The 11,475-nt window shown below is 71.4% G+C and carries 11 protein-coding genes and 1 pseudogene; 5 read left to right on the top strand and 7 right to left on the bottom strand.

All coding sequences use genetic code 11. From position 1 onward, the window contains the following. Positions 1-86 precede the first annotated feature (86 nt). The 4 genes from ABZY91_RS00645 to ABZY91_RS00630 are packed head-to-tail and all read right to left on the bottom strand — an operon-like array spanning position 87 to position 3,646. Positions 87-1,328 (bottom strand): hypothetical protein, encoded by a 1,242-nt coding sequence (locus ABZY91_RS00645; protein WP_355398724.1) that lies wholly within the window; start codon positions 1,326-1,328, stop codon positions 87-89. Between the two features lie 28 nt (positions 1,329-1,356). After that, positions 1,357-2,151 (bottom strand): hypothetical protein, encoded by a 795-nt coding sequence (locus ABZY91_RS00640; RefSeq protein WP_355398722.1) that lies wholly within the window; start codon positions 2,149-2,151, stop codon positions 1,357-1,359. Continuing rightward, the gene (locus ABZY91_RS00635; protein ID WP_355398720.1) at positions 2,148-3,110 is read right to left on the bottom strand and encodes a hypothetical protein; all 963 of its coding nucleotides are present in this window, start codon (positions 3,108-3,110) and stop codon (positions 2,148-2,150) included. Before ABZY91_RS00635 ends, ABZY91_RS00640 begins: the two co-directional genes overlap by 4 nt. Next, the gene (locus ABZY91_RS00630) at positions 3,107-3,646 is read right to left on the bottom strand and encodes a hypothetical protein (protein WP_355398718.1); all 540 of its coding nucleotides are present in this window, start codon (positions 3,644-3,646) and stop codon (positions 3,107-3,109) included. Before ABZY91_RS00630 ends, ABZY91_RS00635 begins: the two co-directional genes overlap by 4 nt. 199 nt (positions 3,647-3,845) lie before the next feature. Between ABZY91_RS00630 and ABZY91_RS00625 the strand changes: the two genes are divergently transcribed. Next, positions 3,846-4,211 (top strand): hypothetical protein, encoded by a 366-nt coding sequence (locus ABZY91_RS00625; protein WP_355398717.1) that lies wholly within the window; start codon positions 3,846-3,848, stop codon positions 4,209-4,211. A gap of 421 nt (positions 4,212-4,632) precedes the next feature. Next, positions 4,633-5,556: pseudogene (locus tag ABZY91_RS00620) on the top strand (IS5 family transposase). On the opposite strand, the gene ABZY91_RS00615 reads toward ABZY91_RS00620, so the two are convergent. The 3 genes from ABZY91_RS00615 to ABZY91_RS00605 all read right to left on the bottom strand — a co-directional run bounded on the left by ABZY91_RS00615 (position 5,553) and on the right by ABZY91_RS00605 (position 7,620). After that, a complete protein-coding gene (locus ABZY91_RS00615; protein WP_355398716.1) occupies positions 5,553-5,774 on the bottom strand; it encodes a hypothetical protein in 222 nt (73 codons plus the stop codon). The pseudogene ABZY91_RS00620 and the gene ABZY91_RS00615 overlap by 4 nt on opposite strands. 152 nt (positions 5,775-5,926) lie before the next feature. Next, positions 5,927-7,048: a hypothetical protein gene (locus tag ABZY91_RS00610; protein WP_355398714.1), complete on the bottom strand. Its 1,122-nt coding sequence runs from the start codon at positions 7,046-7,048 to the stop codon at positions 5,927-5,929. Next, positions 7,045-7,620, bottom strand: a complete 576-nt coding sequence (locus ABZY91_RS00605) for a hypothetical protein (RefSeq protein WP_355398712.1) — start codon at positions 7,618-7,620, stop codon at positions 7,045-7,047. The genes ABZY91_RS00610 and ABZY91_RS00605 overlap by 4 nt, the downstream gene beginning before the upstream one ends. Before the next feature lie 150 nt (positions 7,621-7,770). Between ABZY91_RS00605 and ABZY91_RS00600 the strand changes: the two genes are divergently transcribed. The 3 genes from ABZY91_RS00600 (at position 7,771) to ABZY91_RS00590 (ending at position 11,170) form a co-directional block, all read left to right on the top strand. Beyond that, on the top strand, positions 7,771-8,925 hold the full coding sequence (locus tag ABZY91_RS00600) for a hypothetical protein (protein ID WP_355398711.1): 1,155 nt from the start codon (positions 7,771-7,773) through the stop codon (positions 8,923-8,925). 716 nt (positions 8,926-9,641) lie between these two features. After that, positions 9,642-10,625, top strand: a complete 984-nt coding sequence (locus tag ABZY91_RS00595) for a hypothetical protein (RefSeq protein WP_355398710.1) — start codon at positions 9,642-9,644, stop codon at positions 10,623-10,625. Between the two features lie 293 nt (positions 10,626-10,918). Next, positions 10,919-11,170 (top strand): hypothetical protein, encoded by a 252-nt coding sequence (locus ABZY91_RS00590; RefSeq protein WP_355398708.1) that lies wholly within the window; start codon positions 10,919-10,921, stop codon positions 11,168-11,170. Positions 11,171-11,475: the final 305 nt, after the last annotated feature.

The following is an 11,475-nucleotide window of genomic DNA, read 5'->3' as shown; positions in this document are numbered from 1 at the left end:
ATCCGGAAGATTGCGCAGGGGGCCGGACGACAAAGCTGCCAACTCGGTGGACGGCGCAGGGGTGGTCCGCCGATGCCGGATGCTGTTCAGGGCTGGCGGGCGGCGTCACGGCCGGTTCGGAGCAGCAGGTTCAAGAGCCTCCGGAGCCCGCGGGCTGGGGCGTGGGCGGCGGGAGTCAGCAACCACGTCTCCCAGGCGGTTGCGTCGGTCAGGGCGTGGGTCGGGACGCCGAGGCGGCCGAGGGCGCCGGGGTAGGCGCGTTCGTAGGCGGCGTTGTACGCCGCGGCGATCTGGGGCTCGGCGAGCATCCACGGGGCGGGGCAGTGGCTGATGCGCAGAGAGGCCATGTAGGTGCCGCGGTCGACGGCGCCGTGGAGCAGCCCGTGGTCAATCAGGCCTTGCCAGTGGTCGGCCTCCTTGATTTTCCGGGTCATCTCCCAGGGGGTGATCAGGGCGGTCTGGGTGGCGAAGAGCCAGGGGAGGCCGAGGATGCGGCACAGGTGCGTTCGGTGGGCGCCGCCGCTATTGAGGTTGTAGAGGGGGCCTTCGGGGCCGTTGATCGCGACGAGGTCAACGGGGCCTTCGTTGTCGAGCAGGTGGTGGCGTAGGAATCCGGGCAGGTCGGCGGGCGCTTCGGCGAGGAGTTCGGCGGCGGCGCGCGGGATCCAGGAGGAGGAGCGGGCGTAGCCGGAGCGGTTGATGACCCCCCACACGGGGTCGGCTGCCTCCACGATCGCGTCGGTGCGGACCCATCCGCAGCTGACGGCGTTGCACCACATCTGCTCTTGCTCGTTGAGGGTCAGGACTGGGACCTGGGGAGCATCGGCCCGTAGGTGGACGGCGGCCTGTTCGACGCGGTCGGGTACGTCGGCCGTGTCCCATTGCCGGCGCAGCTCTGCGATGGCGGCGGTGAGGTCGGCCAGGTGGTGAGGAGTGTGGTCGAAGGCGGCTTCGAGGTCGTCGTCGTCCGGGAAGGGGAAGGTCGGCTTGGTCTGGGCGTCGAACGTCGCCTGGTCGCCGACGGCGGGTGCGGCGGGGCGGTAGCGGGTGCCGGCCTCGAAGGGTGAGAGGACCTCGGGGACGGCCTGGGGGACCGCGGCCCAGCCCATCACGAGGGTGCCGTCGGCGGCGGTGGCGTGGACGGTGCCTGCGTCGTCGAGGTGCACCGTCCAGGGCTGGCCGTCCCTGTCGCGGGCGGCGGCGCGGGCGGGCAGGGCGGCGGCCAGGTGGAAGGCCTGCGCGCGGGGTGAGCGCTCGGGGGTCATCGAGGCGAAGGCCTCCTGCAGCCTCGCGGCGAGTTCGGATTCGTCCATGTCGAACAGGTCCACTCGGGACTTCCCTTCGGCTGCGCCTGGTTCAGCGTCGGATCGGCTGGTCGGTGCTGGGCCCGTAGGCGCGCAGTTGGGTGGGGATGTGTTCGGGCTTGCGCCACCATGCTTCGAGACCGCACGCTCCGAGGGCGGTGGCGAGCGCCGGACGCATGGCGGCTTGGACGGCTTCGCGCGGGTTCCAGGCAGCCCGGCCGGGGGTGGCGGTCAGGCAACGGGAGGGGTTCCAGCCCAGATCGGGGATGCCGGTGGTGTCGTCGTCGATGCCCAGGGGCGGGCAGGGGCGCAGGACGATGCCCGGGTCACCGGGACGTTCGGCGACGGGCAGCCCGGCGAGGGCGGCGCTGCGCCGGACGGCGGCGGTGATGTGGGGGTGGATGCCGGGGGCGACGGGTGCGGGGCCAGTGGGGCGGGGGAGGGGCGGGGAAGCGAGTTCGACTGGGAAAGCGGAGCCGTGGGCGACCCGGATCTCCCACAGGGTGAAGGGCTGCTCGGCGGCCGCGCCCAGGTCCGGGAGGAACGCGGTCAGGGCGTGCTGGACGGAGTTGACGACGAGCTGTTGCGCGCGGTGGGCGGGTTGCTGGTGCCGTTCGGTGGCTGCTGCGGCGGCCAGGCGCGCCGAGGGGATCCAGTGCAGGGCTATCAGGCCGTCGCAGTGGTCGTCGTCGTGGAGCGGCTGGGCGGGGAGCAAGTCGACGCCCGGGCCGTCGCCGCCGTGGGCGAGGGGCAGGCCCGCCAGGTGCACGGCGTCCATCACCAGGTCGGCGAGGACGGGGTCGGGCCGCACCGGGACTATGCCCGGGGCCGGTGGGGGAGTGGTCACCTGCGCAGGGCCTGTTCGGCGTCCTGGTGGTCGGCGCGCCGGCGGGCGGTGGCCTGGGCGGGGATGGAGCCGAGGGCAAGGATCTCGTCCCGCACCTGGTAGGAGAGCCGGTAGGTCAGGGCCAGGGTCGCGGTGTCGAGCCAGTCCTCGGTGTCCTCGCGCGGCGGCATCGGGCCCAGGGCGGTGGAGAACCACACCGGGAGGAGGTCGGTACCGGCGAGGGCAGTGCTGATGCGGTCCCGAGCGATCCGGGCGAGGTGCTGGTAGGCGGCCTGGCCGGCGGCCGCGGCCTCCGTGAGGGTCCGGTCGAGGGATTCGTCACGGGCGAGGGCGCCGCGAGCGGCGTCGGCGGCGCCCTGGAGGCTGCGGAGGCGGGTGTTTGCGGTGCGCGCGTTCATGGCGGCCTGCCGGTAGGCGACCGCAGCCCGCTTGAAGGCGTCGCTGCCGTGGGCGGCGGTGGCCAGGGTGGACGCGGACTCCAGTACGGCGGTACGGGCCTTCTCCAGACGGGCAGCCTCTTCCTGGTGCGCGGTCAGGCTGCGGGCGTGCCGGGCGCGGTCCGCGGCGGGCAGCAGCTGGGCCTCGGCGGCCCGGCCAGCGGCGATCCTCTTCACCAGCTGCTCGGTCTCGTGGTCGGTGGCGTCGAGGTCGACGGCGCTCCCTCCGGCCGCGGTGCGCACCCGGCGCTCCAGCCAGGCGACCCGCTGGCCGAGGTCGTCGACCGCGCGGCGCAGGAACACGACGTCCTCGTCGTGGTCGTCGGCCCGTTCGACCAGGCCCTCGCTCTCCTCCTGCCGCTCCCGCAGGTCACGCTCCACGGAGTCCAGGCGCCCGCTGCTGCGGGAGGTGTCCTCCTCGAACTCCTCGCGCAGGCTCCGCAGGTCCGACTCCACGCTGCCCACCGAGTGGCCGAGCTCGCGGACCTTGCGCTCCAGGCCGGGGTCGTAGGGGCTCGTCACTTGCTGCTCCTGTTCGTGCCCGGGCCGTCTGGAAGGGCGGTGAGGTAGGCGCCGCCCTCGCAGGCGGCGACGGCGATGACCCACCAGGGGCTGAGCACGCCGGTGGCTGCGGCGCTCAGCAGCAGCACGCCGGCGGCGCGCACCACCGCGCTGACCCGGTAGCGCCCGTGCGGACGGCCCTTCGGCAGCGGGACGGCCTGCCAGCCGCCGGCCAGGGTCCCGCAGAAGAAGGGGATCAGAAGGAGCAGCCAGGCCCAGGACACCCAGCCGGGGATCACGGCGGCGGCCGTCAGGCCTGCGACCACGGCCGCGCCCCGGGAGGTCCACAGCACGAACGCCTGCGTGGCGCGGCGGGCCGGCTCCTGGCGCAGGCCGGGCACCTGCGCGTCGTAGGCGAGGAGGCTGTCGGCGGCGGCCAGCAGGGCGTCGAACGCGCTCTGGCGGCCGTCGGCGCCGGGTTTCAGCGCGGCCGCGGCGGCATGGTGCCGACCGACGTCCCTCTGCAGCTGTGCGAACCGTGCGGAAATCCCGTCCACCCGTGCCCCTCCGTCTCCCGAAGCGGCCCCAGCCGCTCCGCCCCAGACGGTATCTATGAGCACTGACAGTTCGTCACCAATTCCGGAAAGTGACAGCCCGCCCGCACCGGACCGGTGCGGGCGGCGCTGCAGAGGATGTGGTCGGGGCCGGGCTTGTGCCGGGGCAGCCCGAACCGCGGTGAACCGCGAAGATGGACCCATGTCTGCCGTGCCCATCGAGCCTCGACCCCTCAACGCCTCTGAGCGAGCCGTGCTGGAACACCTCCTGGAAGCCGACTTCGCCGGCGCTCCGGCGCTGCGTGGCCAGCTGGACCACACCGAGGTGGTCGCCACCTGGGGCCCCGGGTCGGTGAGCGTCGACCTCCGGGTGCGCGGACTGGAACAGCACCCCTCCGCGCCGTCCACGCTCCTGCCGACCGGCGCCGACGTCTACGACCGCTCCGGCGAGTACATCGGCGAACTACTGCTCTGGGCAGAGGGAGGCACGACCCTGTCGGCCCTGGAGTACGCCTGGGTCACCGACGACGCGCCGACCTCCCTGCCATCCGTCGACCAACTCCGCTGAGCAGCTGCTCAGGATCGGCACCGCTGGCCTGCCCAACCACGGTGCACCGTTTGGCCAACTAGGGGCTGTCTGACAAATGATCACTCCGCCGGGTCGTGCTGCTTCAATTGCCTTGCTCCTCTGGCTCCGGCCAGGGATTCTGAGCCGATGCCAGGGCAAGGGAAGAGAAGGCGGCGACAAGAGGCCGAGCGGCAGCGGCTTGCTGCTCGTACGGCGCCGGGCGCGGGACGATGGGAAGTGGTCTTCGAAACTGGGGACAGTGCGGAGCTGCGCGTCTACCTGCGTCGCCTCCAAGAGGCAGGAGTCGACGCGTCGATGCTCCGGATCGACACGCTGTGCGGCCGCCTGCAGTACCCGTCGGGATATCGCCTGAGCCGCTTCGTCACGGACCCGGTGTGTGAGTCCGACGACGAGCACACGGATGATTGATCTTGTGGCAGGTCGAGGTGAGTTGACGGACGCGGCGTGGGTGCGGATAGAGCCCCTGTTGCCGCAGGTGGACGGGCGTGGCCGTCCGTGGCGTGATCACCGGCAGGTGGTCAACGGGGTTCTGTGGCGGCTGCGGACCGGGGCTCCGTGGCGCGATCTCCCGGAACGGTACGGGCCGTGGCAGACCGTCTACGAGCGGTTCGCCCGCTGGGAGGCGGACGGCACCTGGGCGAAGCTGCTGGAACACGTCCAGGTCCGCGATGACGCGGTGGGCCGTGTGGAGTGGACCGTCGCCGTCGACTCCACGATCAACCGGGCCCACCAGCACGCGGCCGGCGCCCGCAAAAAGGGGACGCAGACGGGGACGAACTGGAAGATCCGGGCCGCTCGCAAGCGCGCCAGGCCCTCGGCCGGTCCCGGGGCGGGCTGACCATTAAGGTCCACCTCGCCGTCGACGGCCGTGGCCTGCCCCTGTCGGTCGTGCTCACCCCGGGCAACGTCAACGACGCCACCGCGTTCGGCCAGATCCTCGACGGGATCCGTGTCCCACGCCCCGCCACGGGCCGTCCGCGCACGACACCTGATCGCGTGCTCGGGGACAAGGCATACTCCAGCAGGGCGATCCGCCACCTGTTGCGGCGCCGGGGCGTCGCCGCAACGATCCCCGAGCGTCGCGACCAGGCGGCCAACCGCCGACGCCGAGGGCGCCTCGGCGGCCGACCGCCGGCGTTCGACAGGGAGATCTACCGCGACCGGAACGTGGTCGAACGGTGCTTCGCCCGCCTCAAGCAGTTCCGCGCGATCGCGACCCGGTTCGACAAGCTCGCCGACCGCTACCGCGCCGGCATCGTCCTGGCCTCCCTGGTCCTCTGGCTCCGCGAACCGACCGGATGATCATTTGTCAGACAGGCTCTAGCGTGCAAAGGGGCGCGACACGAAGTCGCTCCAAGTAAGGGCGCCGGCTTCCTCGGGGGTCTGCAGCAGCCGGAGGGCGAGTTCGAGCTGCCGTCGGCCTTCCAGGAGTTCGGGGACGTCGCCGATGGGCAGGGCGGGGCCGCGGGCGAGGTCTGCGGCGTTCTGTTCGTCGCGCCAGGCCAGGAAGGCAGGGTCCTTGCGGGGGTCGTACGAGGTCACGCTCGCCGGTGTCGGCAGGCAGGTCGCCGCCTTGAGCCAGTCGCCTGCTCGCCGCCGGGTCCGGGGGCCGTCGGGCCGGCCGGACCCGGCGGACGGGACAGCCGCGCTGTGGTCCGCCGGGCCGCTGTGGTCACGCGGGTGGTGCGCCCGGATCAGGCCAGCAGGGCCGCCGCCGGGGCGGGGGTGTCGGTGACGGTCAGGCGCACCGGGCGCAGCGGGCCGTCGTTGTGCTTGCCGCGTTCGCGGGCGGCGGCGTGGACGCTGGTGATGCCGTAGTTGGCGAGGTGCAGCGGGTGGGGGCGGTCGTCGTCGTAGTCCTGCTCGTGGGGTTCGGTGTCGAGGTGGACCAGCACGGTGCCGGGTGTCTGGAGGGAGCCGTCGGCGGCCGGTTCGTCGAGCAGGCCGATGTAGGGCAGGGAGAGCATGACGTCGACGGCGTGGCGGTCGAGCGGGGGTGACCACAGCGGCCAGACCATCACGGGTGTGGAGCTGGCGGCGGTGCGGTGCCACAGGGTGGCGGTCAGTTCGGGGCCCTGGATGCCGGCCCGGGCGCCGAGGCGGGTCAGTGCGATGGAGAGCGTCGCGAGCCAGGTGGCGCCGGGCACGCCCCAGTTCTTGGGCTTGCCGTCGGGGGAGAGGTGCGCGGGGACCGGGGCGTGGTGGTCGAGGCCTTCGCCGGTGACGCCTTCGTAGCGCTTCCAGCCGGTGAGGGCCTCGGTGAGGAGGCGGGTCGGGTCCGCACGGACGGCGTCCAGCGGCGCGGCGAAGAAGGAGTGGACGGTCTGCTGGCCGGCGCGGGCGATGAAGGGGGTGAGGCGGGCCCGCTTCACGGGCTCGGCCCCGGCCGGGTTGCCGCGGGGCGTCTTGAGGTTGTCGCAGTGGATGCTGAGGATGCTGTCCACCCAGGCGGCGGCCTGGTGGCCCTGCTCGGTGATCAGGGTGCGCTGGAGGGCGACGGCTTCGACCCGGGTGAGCCGGCTCGGGTCGTCGTCGGCGGTGCCCTGGCGCGGGATGGGGTAGCCGCTGATGCCGGGGATGACCTGGTGGGCTCCGATGCCGTCGACGACGGCGGCCAGGTAACGCACGACGTCCTCGACGCCGGTCAGGCCGGGGCCGCTCAGCACCGCTTGGCCGGCGCTGTTGAAGGACAGCCGGGTGTGGTCGAGGGGGGTGTAGAGGTCGAGGGCGGCGAGGGTGCCCAGCGCGGCGAGGAAGCCGAGGGGGTGGGTGCCGTCGAGGGCCGGCAGGGTGATCGGCGGGTGATCGGTGGTCATGGCGCTCCTTCTCCCGGAGGGGTCGGGTCCCACGGTATGCACGCGGTGTGACAGCTCGGGTCGGTTTGCGTTGCCGTGCTGGCTGATCGACTGTCCCGTGGTAGAGGCGGCAGCCGGCTCCGACTGTGGCGCCCGCACGGTCGCGGGCAGAGGGGCGGCGGTGCCGCTACCGGCTGCCCGGGGTTGCCGGGAGGCAGCTGCGGCACGTCGGGCTCAGCCGCTGCTGCCGGGCTCCGAGCTTCGAGGGCTTCCTGGACGGCGAGGAGCATTCTCCGGTCGTGCTGCTCGGCCCAGGCCAGGACGTTCCACTGGTGTACGTCGCGCACCTGGCGCTCGATCGCGGCGTCCAGGCGGTCGCGCAGCATTCCCGGACTCAGGGCCTCGACCTTGACTGCCTCGTACGGATCCAGGCCCTCGCGCAGGCACTCGTCACGGAGCCGCTTGAAGTTGCTGTCCGCGGTGTTGGCCTCGTGCGACACCAGGCGCCCGCTGCGGACGTCGTTGGCCGTCACCGCGATCTGCTGGAAGTCCAGGTCGATCCCGTTGTCGCCGTACCGTTCGATCCGTTCCACGACGGAGCGAGGGACCGCATGTCCACTCGGGTCCCAGTCGCCGAAGTTGCACGGTTCCGCAGAGGAGTTCACCCTCACGGGCCTGTTAAACAATCTCGAAGCGCCGTGGGCCCCGACGGGTGTAGGCATGCCTTAACCAAGTCCAGCGGTGTGCCAGTCGAGGCACAGAGCGAAGGGCAGGTGGAGAGGGCGTGTCTGATGGCATTGCGACGAGGACGACCGGGCAACCTGGGACTCGAAGTCCTGCCGCTGATCGAACTGGCGTTGCCGGAACCTGACGGGCAGAAGCTGCTCCGAGACCGGCATGCAGAGAGCGTCACGGCGATAAGCGACGCCCTGCACTCCTCGCTGAACAACATCTCCAGGCTGCAGGGTATCCAGGCCCAGTATGCATTCGAGGCCGTGGTCGTGGCCCTCGGCGCCGTCCGGCTGATCAAGGCCGAGGACACCGGGATCTACTACTTCGATGACACCGACGGCCAACTCCAGCCGCCGGACTTCCGAATTGTGCTGAGCGACGGTACGCAACTGCTGGTCGAGGTAAAGAACGTGGCTCCGGCCGGCGACGGGCTTGAGGCGAAGGTACGGGCCAAGGACATGGCCGCGGCCCGTGCCTACGCCACAACCACAGGCGGACGACTGCTTTATGCACACTTCTGGAGTCGCATGAACGTGTGGACGCTGGTCGACCCATCGGCTTTTCGTCTCGATGGAACTCAGCAGCGGTTGTCCGTCACCGATGCCATGAAGGCCAACGAGATGCACCTGCTCGGGGACGGACTACTCGCCATCGAGCCGGACCTCACCTTCTCGCTGATCATGGACCGAGACAAGGAACGAGTGGTGGAACGGCTCGGGGACGGCGAGGAGACGCGAGCGCTGACCATCGGTGGGGTGGAGCTGTTGAGCGCCGGAAGCGTCATCACCGACCCCGACGAGCAGCGACTGGCTTGGTTCCTGATCTCGCACAGCCCCTGGCCAGAGACCCAGGGGTCCCACTTCGACGACCAGGGACGACTGGTAAGACTGGATCACGTCTTCGCTCCGGAGGTCTCAGACGCGGACGAGGCCCGTCAGATTGCGGAGTACGGATTTGCGAACTTCGGCATTCTCAGCTCGCTGTACACCCACCAATTCTTGGAGGCCACCACGACGAACGACGGTGGCATCAGGGCCCTCCGGGAAGAGCCCGAGCCAGCCGTACTCGCCCGACTGATTCCCGACGACTTCTGGGACAGACCAGCGCGTGTACTGCGCCTCTGGCGGTTTCAGTTGCTCCCGGCGACCGAAAGCTCGCGCTCTTGAGTGTGGCGAGCTGGTTGCAGAGTCACCCGATGGCGGTGCAGCAGGATCTTGTTGTGTAGCTGCGGACGGTGACGAATGTCGTTGCGAGGGTGTCGATATCCGCCTGCACCAACTGCGCGTTGATGTTGGGCTGCCCGGGCCCGGAGAACAGGCCGAAGCGTTATCCGGGGCTAGCGCTGTAGGTCACGACTCCAGTCATCACGTCCGGGGATCGCCCGGCGGCGTGCCGTACCCGGCCTACTGCAGCACGGGGCCCTGACCAGCGTGAACGGCCCGGAATCCGGATGGCCGGGCCTCCTGTGACTGGCAGGGATAGTTGGCCAGTCAAAGCGTGCCCTGTGCGGGCGGTGGGGTGAGTTGGCAGTGATGGTTGGCCACTTTGGGCAGCGATAGTTGGCCAATGCCGCGGGTACTCGATCACGGAAGGTAGCGGAGGCCGGGGTTGGCCGACTGGCCATGGCTGCCTCGAAAGTCGAAGGTGCTGCAGCGCCGACTGGAGGTCACCGGTGGCCGCCTCGCGGGCACCGACCTGGCGCTGGACGTTCGCGCCCCGGCTGCCCCACGGTCAACGAGCCGGGAGTGGCCGGATTATCGCTGCCAGTCACACCTCCCGGGTCCCGGGGCGGGGGCGAGCCCCGGGTTGCATTCGATGACTTCTTCATGGTATCCATTGTCTTGTCACAGCGGGTGTCTGTCGTCTACCAGAGGAGGCCATCGTGATCAGCTTCGGACGCAAGGTCATCGACCGCGAGGACCTGGCCGTCAAGGCCGGCAGGGCCGTCGGGACGCTGCGCAACGCCGGCGTCTTCCGGCAGCTGGACACGGTGGCTGGCGGCGGCCGCGGTGCCAAGGAGCTCTACGACCTGGAGCAGGCCTGCGTCGCGGCCACCAACGTGCGCCTGCGTAAGGGCGAGGCCCCGGTGCCGGTACCGGCGCCGGCGGACCACGACGCGGTCGGCGCGCAGGAGCTGCGGGACCTGGTCCGCGAGGTCCTCCTGCAGGAGTGCGAGGACGGCGCCGTGGCCGGCCTGTCGGTCGAGGCCCTGAACGCCCTGACCGAGCGGGAGCTGCGGGACTGGGTCCGCGGCCACGAGCTCCTGACGCTGGAGGAGGCCCGGATGTCGGTTCCGCAGGAGCGCCGGCCCACGAAGTCGACGATGGAGTCCTACTGCAACGGCAGCAAGACGACCCTGCCGCCGGCGGACGCCGTCTTCTACGGTGTCTCGTTCTGGTTCCGCGCCACCATCGAGGCCTGGAACCGCGCCCGCAAGCCCGCCCACGGCATCAAGGGCCACGGCCGCCCCGCCGGCACCACCGCGGCCGTCGCCGTCGCCGCGCCGGAAGCGGACGGGACCGTCGAGCAGACCGTCCAGGCCGACGAGCCCGCGGGCCGGCCTCAGAGCGCTGTCACCGACTCCGTCCTGGAGGCCGCGGCCGGCGCCCCGGCGCCGGGGGAGCCCGTAGACGGCGGGCAGCGCGCCCAGGCGGGGACGGTCCGGCACGGCGACCACGTCCGGCGGCCCAGCCGGGCACCCGCCCGCGGGGTCTGCACCGGGATCCGGCGGACCGCCGTCGGACGGGTCCGGTTCACCGCCGCAGAGGCCCCGGACGTCCGGCCGCTTCCCCGTCCCTGGCCGGACGTCCGCCCGGTGCCAGGCATCCGGCCCGCCGGACAGTCCGGGCCGGGACCCGGCCGGTAGGCGGGACGCCGCTCACCACACCACCACGCGCCGTAGCCCGGTCAGCCGTGACCGCCGGCAACGGCGCCGTCGTCGGCGGATCCAGGTGGGGTACGGGGAACCCCGAGGGCCGGTCCACCGCTGGCCCAAGCCGCCGATCCTGACGTTGGCGGCATGAACGCCCGTCCGGCGCAGGACGGGCGGCGGCACATCGGAGGCGAAAGCGGCGGTGTTCCGCCGACCGGACGGGAATCCGCAGATCAACCGCCGCGTGCGGCTGCATCGACCGCGCCCGCCGGTTCGTTGGAGGGGGCATGACCCGCCGACGTCCCCTCGGTCCCGGAACTGCTCTGCGCGGTGCTTTGGACCAGCTCACCGCCCCGCCGGTCCCAACGGCCGGGCTGCCGGAGTGGCTGCCCAACTCCGCGCTCCAGGGCCTCGTCGAGGCCTCCCGCTCCTTTGTCGAGGCCTGCGCGCAGCGGGTCGCCGACTTGGAGGAGAAGGTCCTGTCGGCGTCCCGACTGTGGATGGCCCGTGCCGCTACCGCCACCCGGGTCAACGTATGAAGCTGACTAATCGACGACGAGCGACTGCTCACTGCGCCGGTCACGAAAGTCCGGCTGCCGCCGGACCCGGGCCTTGACGGCCCTTTCCGCGCCCATGAATCACCGATGGCTGAGGATCGTCGTGTACGGCGGTGTCAGTTACTTCGACATGCCGATCCCTGCATGCATGACCGTGTCGGAAACCAGTGCCGGAGCAACCTCGGGTGCTGGGGGTTCGGGCATCCGTAGGTGTCGTCACGTACGAGGGCGCGGTACCCCGGGTACTCGGCTCACAACTACGGTCCTGAGACGGTACAGCTGCTGGC

The organism is Kitasatospora sp. NPDC002965, from assembly GCF_040611255.1.
Classification (GTDB): Bacteria; Actinomycetota; Actinomycetes; order Streptomycetales; family Streptomycetaceae; genus Kitasatospora.
The sequence above is the reverse complement of the archived record's forward strand: the minus strand, read 5'-3'. Positions and strand labels throughout refer to the sequence as shown.

Bases quoted from the DNA above. Each gene is read 5' to 3' on its own strand.
- ABZY91_RS00625 (WP_355398717.1), top strand. From the start codon at position 3,846: ATGTCTGCCGTGCCCATCGAGCCTCGACCCCTCAACGCCTCTGAGCGA.
- ABZY91_RS00610 (WP_355398714.1), bottom strand. From the start codon at position 7,048: ATGACCACCGATCACCCGCCGATCACCCTGCCGGCCCTCGACGGCACC.
- ABZY91_RS00590 (WP_355398708.1), top strand. From the start codon at position 10,919: ATGACCCGCCGACGTCCCCTCGGTCCCGGAACTGCTCTGCGCGGTGCT.